Annotated in this window: 15 protein-coding genes; 2 read left to right on the plus strand and 13 right to left on the minus strand. The window is 53.2% G+C overall.

Annotated features, from left to right (window positions below; genetic code table 11):
• Window positions 1–363 precede the first annotated feature (363 nt).
• From ACX1CU_RS13275 to hinT, 7 genes are all read right to left on the minus strand, one after another.
• Window positions 364–900, minus strand: a complete 537-nt coding sequence (locus ACX1CU_RS13275; protein WP_459398777.1) for a glycine zipper 2TM domain-containing protein — start codon at window positions 898–900, stop codon at window positions 364–366.
• 361 nt (window positions 901–1,261) lie between these two features.
• Window positions 1,262–2,566, minus strand: a complete 1,305-nt coding sequence (locus tag ACX1CU_RS13280; RefSeq protein WP_459398778.1) for an NAD(P)/FAD-dependent oxidoreductase — start codon at window positions 2,564–2,566, stop codon at window positions 1,262–1,264.
• A gap of 332 nt (window positions 2,567–2,898) precedes the next feature.
• Window positions 2,899–3,441, minus strand: a complete 543-nt coding sequence (gene ycfP / locus ACX1CU_RS13285; protein WP_459398779.1) for an alpha/beta hydrolase YcfP — start codon at window positions 3,439–3,441, stop codon at window positions 2,899–2,901.
• A gap of 193 nt (window positions 3,442–3,634) precedes the next feature.
• Complete coding sequence (gene nagZ, locus ACX1CU_RS13290) at window positions 3,635–4,654, minus strand: beta-N-acetylhexosaminidase (protein ID WP_459398780.1); 1,020 nt, start codon at window positions 4,652–4,654, stop codon at window positions 3,635–3,637.
• 32 nt (window positions 4,655–4,686) lie between these two features.
• Entirely contained in the window at window positions 4,687–5,556 is an 870-nt protein-coding gene (locus tag ACX1CU_RS13295) for a phosphotransferase (protein WP_459398781.1), read from the minus strand.
• Window positions 5,537–6,115 (minus strand): penicillin-binding protein activator LpoB, encoded by a 579-nt coding sequence (gene lpoB / locus ACX1CU_RS13300; protein ID WP_459398782.1) that lies wholly within the window; start codon window positions 6,113–6,115, stop codon window positions 5,537–5,539. Before lpoB ends, ACX1CU_RS13295 begins: the two co-directional genes overlap by 20 nt.
• Window positions 6,116–6,188: 73 nt before the next feature.
• Complete coding sequence (gene hinT / locus ACX1CU_RS13305) at window positions 6,189–6,539, minus strand: purine nucleoside phosphoramidase (RefSeq protein ID WP_459398783.1); 351 nt, start codon at window positions 6,537–6,539, stop codon at window positions 6,189–6,191.
• A 251-nt stretch (window positions 6,540–6,790) separates the two neighbouring features.
• Here hinT and ACX1CU_RS13310 point away from each other — a divergent pair, with 251 nt between their 5' ends.
• Both ACX1CU_RS13310 and ACX1CU_RS13315 read left to right on the plus strand, forming a co-directional pair.
• Window positions 6,791–6,970 (plus strand): type II toxin-antitoxin system HicA family toxin, encoded by a 180-nt coding sequence (locus tag ACX1CU_RS13310; protein WP_459398784.1) that lies wholly within the window; start codon window positions 6,791–6,793, stop codon window positions 6,968–6,970.
• Between the two features lie 28 nt (window positions 6,971–6,998).
• A complete protein-coding gene (locus ACX1CU_RS13315) occupies window positions 6,999–7,412 on the plus strand; it encodes a type II toxin-antitoxin system HicB family antitoxin (RefSeq protein WP_459398785.1) in 414 nt (137 codons plus the stop codon).
• Window positions 7,413–7,525: 113 nt separating this feature from the next.
• Here the strand turns inward: ACX1CU_RS13315 and ptsG are convergent, their stop codons facing one another.
• The 6 genes from ptsG to pabC form a co-directional block, all read right to left on the minus strand.
• Window positions 7,526–8,959 carry a PTS glucose transporter subunit IIBC gene (gene ptsG / locus ACX1CU_RS13320; RefSeq protein ID WP_459398786.1) on the minus strand — a complete coding sequence of 478 codons (1,434 nt, stop codon included), beginning with the start codon at window positions 8,957–8,959 and terminating at the stop codon, window positions 7,526–7,528.
• Between the two features lie 338 nt (window positions 8,960–9,297).
• A complete protein-coding gene (locus tag ACX1CU_RS13325) occupies window positions 9,298–10,074 on the minus strand; it encodes a metal-dependent hydrolase (protein WP_459398787.1) in 777 nt (258 codons plus the stop codon).
• A 14-nt stretch (window positions 10,075–10,088) separates the two neighbouring features.
• Window positions 10,089–11,096, minus strand: coding sequence for a DNA polymerase III subunit delta' (gene holB, locus ACX1CU_RS13330; RefSeq protein ID WP_459398788.1), 1,008 nt, complete (start codon window positions 11,094–11,096; stop codon window positions 10,089–10,091).
• Window positions 11,096–11,734, minus strand: coding sequence for a dTMP kinase (gene tmk, locus ACX1CU_RS13335; protein WP_459398789.1), 639 nt, complete (start codon window positions 11,732–11,734; stop codon window positions 11,096–11,098). Before tmk ends, holB begins: the two co-directional genes overlap by 1 nt.
• A complete protein-coding gene (gene mltG / locus ACX1CU_RS13340; RefSeq protein WP_459398790.1) occupies window positions 11,724–12,749 on the minus strand; it encodes an endolytic transglycosylase MltG in 1,026 nt (341 codons plus the stop codon). Before mltG ends, tmk begins: the two co-directional genes overlap by 11 nt.
• 13 nt (window positions 12,750–12,762) lie before the next feature.
• On the minus strand, window positions 12,763–13,560 hold the full coding sequence (gene pabC, locus ACX1CU_RS13345; RefSeq protein ID WP_459398791.1) for an aminodeoxychorismate lyase: 798 nt from the start codon (window positions 13,558–13,560) through the stop codon (window positions 12,763–12,765).
• Window positions 13,561–13,647 lie beyond the last annotated feature (87 nt).

The raw sequence follows: 13,647 nt of genomic DNA on the forward strand, positions 1-13,647 counted from the left end.
AATTTAAATTCATTCACTTGTGCTTCTGTGCCGTTTTAATAAACGTCGATATATGTACTAGTAAATAGGATGGTTTGATGCCGCCCCTGTCACAACTCAGAAAAAAACAGCTTTCAGTGATTAATTTTATTAACCATTAATCCGTAAAACCGGCGGTGGGCTAGAAAAAAGATTGATAAAAGAGTGGCGTGAACCCTTCCTGTGCAATTACTTGAAAGGGACAGGTTTGTAGTGTCACGATAGGTGCGTTTGCTGCCGGGGTGAGGTGTTTGTCGTGCGGTGATATTCCCCTTGGCCTGACCCTCTCCACAAAGGAGAGGGAATTGCTCAGGCAGGCACGGGGTTAATTTTTAACCGTTTAGCTCAGACCTTGTTCAGCACCAGTTGGCCGTTTCTATCCAGCGGGATCTGGGTGCCAGGATCGTGATCCATACGGATTTTGCCCTGCTGGTTGCCTATCTGGTAGGTAACGTCATAACCCAGCATTTTCTGCGATTTATCGTAAACCGTTTTGCAACGCTGCTGTGTACTGGTGGTGGTGTCATTATTCTGTAGGCGGCCCTGAACCTGATTGCCAGCATAGCCTCCCCCTAGTGCACCCACCACGGTCGCCACATCGCGGCCTCTACCACCGCCGATCTGATGACCAATCACGCCACCAGCGACGGCTCCCAACACCGAACCGGCAATGCGATTCTCATCCTGCACCGGCGCTCGGTGGGTAACCGTAACGTTACGGCATTCCTGGCGTGGGGTTTTAATCGTTTCTTTGATTGGCGTTGCGGTAAGAACCTGCGCATATTGCGGACCGGCAGAAAACACGTCCAGACTGGCTACGGCAGCAATCCCCAAAGCGGCGGCAATCCCAATCCCAACACCGGCTAACATTGATTTGTTCACAGGAAGTCCTCCTGAATGTGTTACCACGCATTTTGTACCGGAAAATCTACCGACGTTGCACCACGTTTATTCTTCTGCGCATCGGCGGTACGCGGTCTCCGGTTTACGGCGTGCGCGACGCGCCGTCTGTAAACGAGATGAAGTCTGCGCAATAATCCACCCCCCGGCAATAAGACTCAGTGAGCAAATAGCAGGAAAACCGCACCAATTCTTATTATTTGAGATGATTCTTAAGCGATTCACCTAAGAGCCCCATATTCTCTGCTAGTCAATCACTCACCTACCGCTCATTCTGTGGCACGTTGGTATAAAAAAACCCACGCGGCGAACCTGCGTGGGTTATCGAACGGTAAAGGCAATATCAGTGCATTTTCAGGCGCGGGCGGATCACGCGGTTGATCCCCCCCACCAGCATCATCAGACCAGTTTTGGTATAGCCGTGCAGCGCTACCTGGTGCATGCGGTACAGTGAAATATACACCACGCGCGCCACGCGCCCTTCGATCATCATCGAGCCACGCATCAGGTTGCCCATCAGGCTGCCGACGGTGCTAAAACGCGAAAGCGATACCAGTGAGCCGTGATCTTTATACACATAAGGCTTCAAAGGCTGACCATTTATCAGCGCCAGAATATTGGTAAAGCAGCGTGATGCCATCTGGTGCGCAGATTGCGCTCGTGGTGGAACAAAACCACCGCCTTCACGCGGGCAAGAAGCACAGTCACCGATGGCAAAGATGTTAGGATCGCGGGTGGTTTGCAGCGTGGTCTCTACCACTAACTGATTGATACGGTTGGTTTCCAGCCCGGCAATATCTTTCATAAAGTCCGGAGCCTTGATACCGGCAGCCCACACCATCAGATCGGCATTGATAAACTCACCGCCCTTGGTATTCAGGCCATTTTCATCGGCGCTGGTCACCATAGTATTGGTCAGCACGCGCACGCCCAGGTTATTCAGTTCCTGGTGGGCTGCCGAAGAAATACGCGGCGGCAACGCTGGGAGAATACGCTCACCGGCCTCAACCAGCGTGACTTTCAGCGCGCTGTTGTCCAGCCCTTCAAAACCGTAGCTGTGCAGCTGTTTTACCGCGTTATGCAGTTCAGCAGACAGTTCAACGCCGGTAGCACCACCACCCACAATCGCGATATTGACGCTTTCTTTATCGCCTGGCTTGGCCGAGAACTTCAGGAACAGGTTCAACATTTCATTATGGAAACGGTGCGCCTGATGCGGGTTATCCAGGAAGATACAGTTGTCTCTCACCCCTGGAGTACCGAAATCATTTGAGGTACTGCCGAGCGCCATCACCAGAATGTCGTAACTCAGTTCGCGCGCAGGAACCAGCTCAATGCCCTGCTCATCGCAGATCTGAGTCAGTTGCAGCGTCTGTTTTTCACGATCGATGTTGGTCAGCGAGCCGAGTTGGAAATTGAAATGGTGATTACGGGCATGAGCCAGATAATTCAGCGCATCAACGCCGTCATCCAGCGAACCGGTAGCCACTTCATGCAGCAACGGTTTCCATAGATGGCTGTGGTTGCGATCCACCAGCGTGATCTCGGCTTTGTTCTTGTGGCCCAATTTGTGCCCCAGACTGGTTGCCAGCTCCAAACCACCGGCACCACCGCCGACAATCACAATTTTCTTCATTGGCGTTGTCAAAATAACCCCCTAAATGTGAACCTATTGTTATCTAAGGGTAAAGAATAATATCCTTAGAATACAGTCAGTTCGCTTAAATTAAACCTGCTATCTGAGGCCAGAATAGCATGAGAGGTTATTTGGTCATACCAAAATTGATGTACATCAAACTTTTTTGGTTAAAGGCTGGACGAAGGGATTTTTTGGGGATTGCGATTCAAATAGTTAGCGACCGATCACAATTTCGAATTTTATCGCTGGCCAACAGAAAAAACGCCGAGAAAGCCCCAAAAACAACAATGGCTGCCCTTTGGGGAGCAGCCATTGTCGCCTGCAATAACGTTATAAAACTGTTACGCGAGAGTCTTGAACGCCTTGATGCGTTGCAGATGCGGCGAGATATTTTTGAACTTGTGCGTTTGCTGTTCGTCCCAGACGATCTCGTAGTACTTGCCCAGCAATTCTGCGCTGCGCTGATTGTCTAGCACCTCATCATGGCGGGAAAGCACTACCAGACAGCGATCGCGGTTTTTCTCACGAAAATCCTCCACACATTTGGTGGCAATGTCGCGATACTCCTCCGGCCGATCGATCTTGCCATGCATGTGTTCTTCCGGGTGTAGGTTCGGATTGAAAATCACCTGACGAATTCCACACAGGAAACCGATACGTTCAGCCCAAAATCCCCCCAAGCCTACACCGCAGATCAACGGGCTGTTATCCCCTTCCTGCTGAACCGCTTTATCCACCTCTTTCAATAAATGCTGCATATCATGGCGTGGATGCAAAGTGCTGTAACTGATAAAACGCACGTCCGGATCGATGAACTGTAACTGCAAAACCTTTTCATGATTGCCGGGACTGTTGGAATCGAAGCCATGCAAATAGATAATCATGTAGATCCTCGCAACAAGCTAGGGGCCACCTGCCCCCATCATTAACGCCGCCTACGATGTAATACTTGTCAGTTAAGGCTAACCCATTCCCTCTCCTTTGGGGAGAGGGAGGCCACACCTTTAGCACCTACCGCATAATCATGCGATTTTTTCACTTAACTGACCGGCATTACGCCTACGACGCCCTAAGCATTCACCCTGCTGAACGCTGTTTGTGTTCTTCCCAGCGCTCGCTCAACGCACTCAACTGCTGGTGCGCCTGCTGCCAGCGATCGGAATCGCGCAGTTCCTGACGGGTGAACTGACCGCGATGATATAACCGCTTCAGTTTTTCTACTTTGACCGGGGACAGGTTATCCAACACGCTGACCGCACCTGCACGGTTATTACATACCAGAATCATATCGCAACCGGCATCCAGCGCCGCCTGACCACGCTCAGCGTAGCTGCCCATGATCGCCGCCCCTTCCATCGACAGATCGTCAGAGAAAATAATACCGTCAAAACCCAGCTCCTGGCGCAGAATCTGTTTCAGCCAGTAAGGCGAACCGCTGGCCGGGCGCGGATCTGCTTCAGTATAGATGACATGAGCAGGCATCACGGCATCGAGCAGATTACGAGCAATCAGTTCGCGGAAGATAGACATATCATGCTCACGAATTTGCGCCAGCGGGCGCGGATCGCGCGGGGTTTCCTTATGGGAATCCGCCGTCACCGCGCCGTGCCCTGGGAAATGCTTACCGGTGGTTTTCATTCCCACGCTGTGCATCCCCTGAATAAAACGTTCGGCCATCGCCAACGCCTGCTGCGGATCGCTGTGGAAAGATCGCTCGCCGATCGCCGCACTGGCATGGCCCAAATCCAGCACCGGAGCAAAGCTGATATCGATGTCTTGCGCGATCATTTCCGCTGCCATCAACCACCCCGCCTCCTCAGCTAACCGTCCACCTTCCTGCGCATCGTTGAGTGCCGCGAACGACTGTGCCGCCGGTAAACGGGTGAATCCTTCGCGGAAACGCTGCACGCGTCCCCCTTCCTGATCCACCGCCACCACCAGCCGATCGTGGGATGCCGCACGGACCTGACGCACCAGTTCACGCAACTGTTCAGCATCGTGGAAGTTACGGGTAAACAGGATCAAGCCGCCAACCGAAGGATGCTTTAAAATCTCACGTTCTTCTGCGTCCAGCTCGTAGCCGACGACATCTAGCATTACTGGGCCCACGGCCACCTCACTTGATTAATTCATTGAGAACAGGGGGATGATAGACAAAAACGCCGGTATAAAGCTGCGCCCCAGCGCAAAAACTCCCGATCCCCACTTTGCCACCAACGGACCTCAAACCACATCAGCATCAGATAATCCACCCACGGCAGCCAGCGTTGTATCTGCGCAGCCAGTTGCCACCGATCTGCATAGCCCCGCTGCACATAGTGGCGTAAAAAATGTTGCTGGGCGGCAGGTGAGAACTGGTTAAAACGAAACAGTGCGGCCAGTTCGAGGGCAATATCGCCGTCAGCGGCATACTCCCAGTCAATCAGCCTTAGCCGCTCACCTTGCATCAGCAGATTGCCTGCATGAACATCCATGTGTAACGGGGCCAACATTAACGGCTGCGGCGGCGTGCTTTGCATAAACACCCGCTGCCAACCTAGCCAGGCAGGGGTGATGCGCCGCCGGTCAAGCCGTTGCCAATAATGGGCAAACTGTTGTTGCAGATTCAACCGATAACCGCTTAGCGGCCGGTGATGCAGTTGAGCCATCAACGCCGCCAGTTCGCCACTGGCATTTAGTGCCAGAAAAGACGACTCACTAATGCTCTCGCCTGTAAGCCATTGGACAATCAGCCAGCCAGACGTTTGCAGCAAAATCTGCGGCCCGATCCCCGCCCCACAGCGCTGTAACAAACGCCCCTCACGGCGGCGGCTGACGCCAAGCCCGTACTTATCCTGCGTCTGCTGGCGTGCCAGCAGATCTATCCCCTCACCTTCGATCCGCCAGCTTTCACCGCTCAGCCCCTGCACCGGGCTGAAACGACAACCGGCGGTATTGACCGCCGGTAGCCTGTGACTGATTAAGCGCCGAAGCTCAGCCTCACTGTTTGACGTCGCCATTACCCGACCAGACGATTTCACCGGTTTGTACCAGCATAAGTTGCATGTCCATCGTCGGGGCCTTTACGTCGCCACTGACGTCGCTATACAGCACGTACTGTGCATTGACGATGCGCGCCAGGCCGATAGCTTTGCTGCGCGAACCCAGGCTGTCTTCCGCCGACAGGCCGAGCGTTTGTTTGGCGCTGGCCAGTTGCGCTTCCGGCACGATGCTGAAGGTTTGGTTAGACGCCAACGCCTGGTGCAAGGCAGAAGTTGCCTGCGCGATTTGCAACGCACCGTTGGTGTTATTTTTGACGCTGTCCAGCAACAGTACACTGCCGGTGCTTACGCCATCGGCTTTCAGCATGTCATTGACTAACGGCTGCACGCTGCTCAACCAGTCAAGCTGCTGGAGTTTCGGCGGCTGTGGCACCGGTTCGGGAGCGGGGGGTTGCGGCTTAGGTTCTGGTTGTGGAACCGGTTCAACGACCACGGGGGGTTGCTGCGGTTCTGGTGGATGCGACGGACAGCCGGTCAACACTAACGCAGCCAATGCCACAAATAGATACTTTTTCATTAACCCTCTCAACGGAACCCAAAGCTGATAAGAAACAACGCACTGTTTAGGGATTGTGCGTGGTGTTCTTCAATTAACGTGGCAACAACGGGCCCAGCACGCGTCCACCGACCAAATGCATGTGAATATGATAGACCTCTTGCCCGCCGTGGCGATTGCAATTAACGATCAGGCGATAACCATCTTCAGCAATCCCTTCCTGCTCGGCAATTTTAGCCGCGACGGTGATCATGCGGCCCAACGCTGCCTCATGCGCGGAAGTGACGTCATTCACGGTAGGGATTAGCACGTTCGGCACGATCAGAATATGGGTTGGTGCCTGTGGGGCGATATCACGAAATGCGGTGACCAACTCATCTTGGTAGACCACATCTGCTGGGATTTCACGGCGGATAATTTTACTGAAAATAGTTTCTTCGGCCATCTCAAGCTCCTTGTGCATTATAAAAAGATTTACGCAGTATGAGTGACAGATTCTACCGCTTTCAACCTGATTGCGCATTTCCTGCATTGAGTGATGGAGAATTACTCAGCTATGGCAAGATTAGCTCAACCATGTTCGTAGAGTCAGTTGGCCTGAAACGACAAAGATGATAACCCCAATAACCCTGGAATACTTTCATTTGGGAGTTATTGGGGTTATTGTTTTTCAATAGGACGAGATAGGGTGAGGAGATGAACAGCAAACAGCTTGTGAAGGAGGTGGTGGCAGATGGATGGATTCTGGTCAGGGTTAACGGCAGCCACCATCATTTCACTCACCCAACTAAGCCGGGCTTAGTCACTATCCCGCACCCTAAAAAAGATTTACCGGCAGACACGGTTAAGAGCATCAGGAAACAAGCGGGGATTTAATCCTGCTTTCCCGAAAGAGGTTTAAATTATGTTTTATCCCATCGCAATTGAAGCAGGTGACGATCAGCATGCATACGGCGTGATCGTTCCAGATTTACCCGGTTGTTTTTCAGCAGGTGACACTCTGGATGAAGCCATCTCAGCTGCCAAAGAGGCGATTACTGGTCATATCGAAGTTCTGGTAGAAATGGGTCAGGATATTCCTGCCGTTTCCAGTGTTGGCAAATTGGCAAAGGATCCTGAATTCGCAGGTTATACTTGGGCTGTTGTAGACATTGATGTTTCTCGTCTGCTTGGTGGGTCAGAAAAAATTAACGTCACTCTTCCCAAATCGTTAATTGACCGTATCGACCGCTGTGTCGCCACACATCCAGAATTTAAAAGCCGATCCGCATTTTTAGCTGAAGCTGCGCTGTTGCAAATCAGCGGCATCCACCAGTAGCAGCCCCCGTATAATCCAGAGCAGCCTTCAGGCTGCTCTTTTTGTTTACCCAGCCAAGCTGCAAACAAAAAAAGGGAGGCCATCGGCCTCCCCCATAAGCTCCCCAGCCTGAATCAGTGATTACGGATGTACTCATCCATATCTGTTTTCAGGTTATCAGACTTGGTACCAAAGATGGCCTGAACGCCAGAACCTGCGACCACAACGCCCGCAGCACCCAGTTTCTTCAGCCCAGCCTGGTCAACCTTGGATATGTCGGCCACGCTAACGCGCAGACGAGTGATACAAGCATCCAGGTTAGTGATGTTTTCTTTGCCGCCGAATGCCTGAACCAAAGCTGCAGACATCTCAGAACCGCCCTGAGTAACCTGATCAGCCGTCGTATCTTCACGACCAGGAGTTTTCAGATCCAATTTTGCAATCAGCACGCGGAAGATGGTGTAGTACACCAGACCGTAGATAACACCGACGATTGGGAACAGCCAGATTTTGCTGCTGTTACCGCTCAGTACGATGAAGTCGATCAGACCGTGCGAGAAGCTGGTACCGTCACGCATACCCAACAGAATACAGATTGGGAATGCCAAGCCTGCCAGAAGTGCGTGGATCACGTACAGGATCGGTGCAACGAACATGAACGAGAATTCGATGGGTTCGGTAATACCGGTCAGGAACGAGGTCAACGCAGCGGAGATCATGATACCGCCGACTTTGGCACGGTTTTCCGGCTTAGCTGAATGCCAGATGGCAATCGCAGCAGCTGGCAGACCGTACATTTTGAACAGGAAACCACCGGACAACATACCTGCAGTTGGGTCACCCGCCATGTAACGCGGAATGTCACCGTGGAACACTTGACCCGCTGCGTTGGTGAATTCACCAATTTGCATCTGGAATGGTACGTTCCAGATGTGGTGCAGGCCAAACGGCACCAGAGCACGCTCAACGACACCGTAAATACCAAACGCAACCACTGGGTTCTGATAAGCCGCCCATTGTGAGAAGGTCTGGATAGCCGTACCGATTGGAGGCCAGATAAAGGACAGAATCACGCCCAGAATGATGGCTGCCAGACCAGAGATGATCGGAACAAAACGCTTACCGGCAAAGAAGCCCAGATATTCTGGCAATTGGATGCGGAAGAAGCGGTTGAACATGTAGGCAGCGATGGAGCCGGAGATAATCCCCCCGAGCACACCGGTATCGGCCAGGTGTTTGGCTGCGATCTCTTCGGCTGGCAGATGCAGAACCAGCGGAGCAACCACGGCCATGGTTTTCACCATGATACCGTAAGCCACCACAGCGGCCAGTGCGGAAACACCGTCGTTGTTAGTGAAGCCCAAGGCCACACCGATGGCAAAAATTAACGGCATATTGGCGAATACAGACCCGCCAGCTTCTGCCATCACGTGGGAGACTACCATAGGCAGCCAGCTAAAGTTGGCGGAACCGACGCCCAGCAGAATACCTGCAATAGGCAATACGGATACCGGCAGCATCAGCGATTTACCTACTTTCTGCAGGTTTGCAAATGCGTTCTTGAACATAGTTGAGTGTGCTCCTGAGTAATGATGCTTTGCTACTTCTCGCGAATTTTCGCGCTGCAAGGGGGGGAGAAAAACCCCTGCAATTCAGGGTGTCTGAGCACCCCTTGAATTTTTACGCAGAGTAAAATAAATACCCCGAGTAATGTTTGATGGCAGTCACGTTTCAATGAATAAGACCGTAGGCTTCTGTCTAAATCGCCTACTTTTTGTCTTTTTCGATGAAAAAGAGACCCACTACCGCCATAAAACGGGTGGGAACATTACCCGTTTCGGCGATTAATTACGAGCTTAAAAAGAATTGCGTTCCTATCAACTGCACCCTAAGCCTAGGCGAAAGATCACAATTTGATATGAAATAAGCGTGAAAAGTTGGCGGTGGTCGCTTCAGCCAGCGTTTCCAGGCTTACGCCCTTCAAGACGGCAAGATATTCAGCAACATCACGCACATAGGCAGGTTGGTTTTCTTTACCCCGATGCGGCACCGGCGCAAGGTAGGGAGAGTCGGTTTCCACCAGCATGCGATCCAACGGCACATAGCGCGCTACCTCACGCAATGACTCCGCATTGCGGAAGGTGACAATGCCGGAAAAAGAGATGTAGAAACCCAGATCCAGCAACGCCTGAGCCGTGGGTAAATCTTCGGTGAAGCAGTGCAGCACCCCTCCACATTCCTGTGCATTCTCTTCACGTAGAATAGCTAATGTGTCTTCGCGAGCATCGCGGGTATGCACAATTACCGGCTTGCTAAGTTCGCGGCCAATACGGATATGCTCACGGAAAGAAGCCTGCTGCAGCGGGATATTGTCTTTCTGGTAGAAATAATCCAGCCCGGTTTCCCCTAACGCCACCACCTGCTCTGCCACCGCCAAGCGGCGCAGTTCAGCGTAATCGTAGCCATCTTCCAGGTTCAACGGGTGAACGCCGCAGGAGAAGGCCACATCGGCACGCGAGCCGATCAATTGTGTCATGGCTTGGTAACCCGGCAGCGTGGTAGCTACCGCCAGCACGTAGCCTACATCCCGCGCTTTGGCCTTTGCCAAGGCATCATCAACGTTCTGATGCAATGCATCAAAATCCAGGCTATCAAGATGGCAATGCGAATCAACTAACAACATAGTAATAAACTCTTTTACAGCGAGTGGGGTTGTGAATAGCCAGCGGAACCTAACATCTGCTCCCAGCTAAGTAACTGTTCGGTGAGCAATAGCTCGCGGTTAACACCAATAACGTTGAGCAATTGTTGGCGGCAATGCAGCCACTGTTGCACGATCTGCTGCAATGAAGTGCTGCTCAGGCGGCTGGCCAGTTGCTGTACCAACGGTTGCTGATCCTGGTTCAACACATAACCCGCCGCCCCCTGTTGCCACTTCATTGCGTCTACCAACAAAGTACACAGCCAGTGCAACCGTTCGGCGACGTCGTCATGATTAAGAACCGGGAGTAGCGCCAGCATATCGCGTTGCGGCAAGGCAGTATTCAGCGCCGTACACAGCGCAGTACGCTGCTGCCAGTGCTGTGGTTGCAGTAACTGTTCGGCAGCAATCGGCGCACCGTCATGCAGCCGCAGTGCAGTAAGACGATCGCTCTGATTACCTGGAGCCTGCCGGTTTAACCATTGCAGACTAAGGGTCTCGTCAGGACTCGCCAGATGCCAATAAAAACAGCGACTGCGCAGCGTGGCCAGCAGGCGCGAAGGTTCACGGCAGGCCAGTAAGAAGAAAGTGTTGGTTGGCGGCTCTTCCAGCGTTTTCAGTAACGCATTGGCCGCGGCCTCGGTCAACAGTTCGGCCTGTGGCAGCCAAACTACTTTCGCACCGCCCTGCTGCGCGTGGGAGTAGAGGATCTCGATCACTTGGCGAATAGGTTCAATGCCCAAGCTGCTCTTGCCCTTTTCCGGCGTCAGCACATGATAATCCGGGTGGTTACCTGCCAGCATCAGCCGGCAGCTATGGCATTCCCCACAGCTTTTCTCGCCATTGCGCTGCTGGCAGATCAGCCAGCGGCTTAATGCGTAGAGTAAGGCTTCATCACCATTGCCTGGAGCGGCATGCACTAGTAAGGCATGGTGGCCGCGGCCAGCCGCATATTGCCCCACCAACTGGCGATAAGGTCCGTTAAGCCACGGATACCAGTTCATTACGCCCCTTCCTGCTGTTGCAGCCACTGCGCTACCACTCGGCGAATATCTGCGGTCACCTGATCCAGAGGTTGCGCCGCATCCACGGTCACGATGGAGCCGTCTTGTGCGGCCAGTTGCAGGTAGCGTTCACGAGTGCGTTCAAAGAAAGGTAACGCTTCCTGCTCGATGCGATCCAGTTCCCCACGCGCACGTGCCCGTTGCAACCCAACCAGCGGTGGCAGATCGAGATAAACGGTCAGATCGGGGCGAAAATCGCCCAGTACGGTATCGCGCAGTGACGCCATCAACTGCGGATCAACCCCTCTTCCACCGCCCTGGTAGGCTTGTGAGGAAAGATCGTGGCGATCGCCTACTACCCAGGCACCGCGTGCTAACGCGGGTTTAATCACGGTTTCAACTAACTGGACACGGGCGGCGTACAGCATCAGCACTTCTGCTTTGATGGTCGGCAATTCGCCGTCAGTACCGCGTTTGAACAAGTCGCGGAGTTTTTCCGCCAATGGCGTGCCTCCGGGCTCACGGGTAAAAACGATATCGGTGATCCCCTGCTCGTTCAGCACGTTGACGATCGTGTTGCGCGCGGTAGTCTTGCCTGCGCCTTCCAGCCCTTCGATAACCACAAATTTACTTTTCATTCTTTTCCTTTAACACCTGGCGGTAAGTGCGCACCGCCTCATTGTGGCTGGCCAGATTGGTGGTAAACGTATGCCCGCCCTTACCGTCGGCAACAAAATAGAGATAAGCCGTTTTTTCTGGGTTAGCTGCTGCCTCTAATGAAGCCCGGCTCGGCATCGCAATCGGCGTTGGCGGCAAGCCACCGATCACATAAGTGTTATAAGGCGTTGGAGTTTCCAGATCTTTACGGCTGATGTTGCCAGTATAGCTGTCACCCATGCCATAAATCACCGTTGGGTCAGTCTGTAAACGCATCCCCAGGCGTAAGCGGTTGACGAACACCGAAGCCACCTTGGTACGCTCTTCCGCTACGGCGGTCTCTTTCTCAACGATCGAGGCCATAATCAACAACTCATCCGGCGTTTTATAGGGCAGAGTGGTGTCTCTCGAATCCCAAATCTCCTGCAACGCCTTGTTCAGGCGCAGATGTGAACGTTTCAATAGCGCCAGATCGCTAGTTCCAGCGGTATAAAGATAAGTATCAGGATACAAGCGCCCTTCGAGACTGCTACCGGCGGGTAGCCCCAGCGCCAGCGCAATCTCAGCCTCGCTTTTGCCCGCCAGGGTATGTTTGACATATTTGGCTTGCTGCAACACTTGCAACCCGTCACGCAGGCGCGAACCTTCGATAAAGCGCGCGCTGAATTGCGCCTCTTTACCGCTCGCCAGCAGTTTCAGCATTTCACGCACCGTCATCCCCGGCGTGAAACGATAAGTACCTGCTTTGAACTCGGCCAATTCCGGTTCCAGCCGCAGCAACCAAGGGAACCATCTGCCGTTGTGGATCAGTTTATCGCGCACCAATAGCCCTTCCAGCGCCACGCGTCCGGTACCGGCAGGCAGCTTGAAGAGGGTCTCCTGCTGGATCGCCAGCGGCGTATCAGCGAAGCGTTCAACTCGCTGGTGCCCCCAAAACGGCAGAGCCACAATCAGGACAAGAACCAGCAACGCAATTTTGAGCTTTTTTCTCTTCATCAATCAGCCATCATTAACAATGTGGACGCAAAAAGTCATACAGCTGGCGCGAGTGATAGCACCATGACTGTGCTTCATTCACTGGCAGCAATGGCATCAACGCATTGCTCACCAAGACCTCATCAGCATCGGCCAGCGTTTCCAGAGGTTCACTGACCAGGTGCAGCTGATATTCACTGCCTACCAGTAACTCAATCACCCGTCGGCGCATCAGCCCGGCAACGCCCGCCTGATCCAGATTCGGCGTAAAAACCGCTTTCCCTTTACGCCAGAATAAATTAGCCGCACAGCATTCCACCAGCATGCCGGTAGTGTCAAGCACCAGCGCCTCGTGGGCATCAGTCTGGTCAAGATGCGCGCGAATCAACACCTGCTCCAGGCGGTTAAGGTGTTTCAACCCGGCCAGTAACGGGCTGCGAGCCAACGGGATCGGGCTTAACGCCAAACGGATCCCCTGCTCGCGCCATTGCAGATAATGCTGAGGGTAAGTGCTGCGTGAAATAATACGTGTGGGATGTTCGCAACCGTGCGGGCTGTAACCCCGCCCACCGCTGCCACGCGTCAATACCGCTTTGACCACGCCCAAGGGGATAGATTCTGCCGCATGCACCATTTCACGTTCAAACGCCAGCCAGTCAACGGCAGGCAACAGCAAACGTTGCGCCGCCTGCTGCATCCGGTCAATGTGCCAGGGCAAAAGATCGATTTTCCCTGCCACAACTCTCGCCGTAGTGAAACAGCCATCACCAAACTGCAAACCGCGATCGCTGGGTGCCAAGGCATCATGTTGTTGTCCGTTGATCCAGTACATATGTTCCCCCTCCCTATAGGCTTCACCACAGCATAACAGCCGCATAAAACGATAGCAGCCCGGGCACTACTGCCGGGCACATAAAAA

This window comes from Serratia sp. D1N4 (assembly GCF_054552755.1).

Bases quoted from the DNA above. Each gene is read 5' to 3' on its own strand.
- ACX1CU_RS13325 (WP_459398787.1), bottom strand. From the start codon at position 10,074: ATGTTGTTAGTTGATTCGCATTGCCATCTTGATAGCCTGGATTTTGAT.
- tmk (WP_459398789.1), bottom strand. From the start codon at position 11,734: ATGAAAAGTAAATTTGTGGTTATCGAAGGGCTGGAAGGCGCAGGCAAG.
- pabC (WP_459398791.1), bottom strand. From the start codon at position 13,560: ATGTACTGGATCAACGGACAACAACATGATGCCTTGGCACCCAGCGAT.
- ACX1CU_RS13295 (WP_459398781.1), bottom strand. From the start codon at position 5,556: ATGGCGACGTCAAACAGTGAGGCTGAGCTTCGGCGCTTAATCAGTCAC.
- ACX1CU_RS13310 (WP_459398784.1), top strand. From the start codon at position 6,791: ATGAACAGCAAACAGCTTGTGAAGGAGGTGGTGGCAGATGGATGGATT.
- nagZ (WP_459398780.1), bottom strand. From the start codon at position 4,654: ATGCTAGATGTCGTCGGCTACGAGCTGGACGCAGAAGAACGTGAGATT.
- ycfP (WP_459398779.1), bottom strand. From the start codon at position 3,441: ATGATTATCTATTTGCATGGCTTCGATTCCAACAGTCCCGGCAATCAT.
- mltG (WP_459398790.1), bottom strand. From the start codon at position 12,749: ATGAAGAGAAAAAAGCTCAAAATTGCGTTGCTGGTTCTTGTCCTGATT.
- lpoB (WP_459398782.1), bottom strand. From the start codon at position 6,115: ATGAAAAAGTATCTATTTGTGGCATTGGCTGCGTTAGTGTTGACCGGC.
- ptsG (WP_459398786.1), bottom strand. From the start codon at position 8,959: ATGTTCAAGAACGCATTTGCAAACCTGCAGAAAGTAGGTAAATCGCTG.
- hinT (WP_459398783.1), bottom strand. From the start codon at position 6,539: ATGGCCGAAGAAACTATTTTCAGTAAAATTATCCGCCGTGAAATCCCA.
- holB (WP_459398788.1), bottom strand. From the start codon at position 11,096: ATGAACTGGTATCCGTGGCTTAACGGACCTTATCGCCAGTTGGTGGGG.
- ACX1CU_RS13315 (WP_459398785.1), top strand. From the start codon at position 6,999: ATGTTTTATCCCATCGCAATTGAAGCAGGTGACGATCAGCATGCATAC.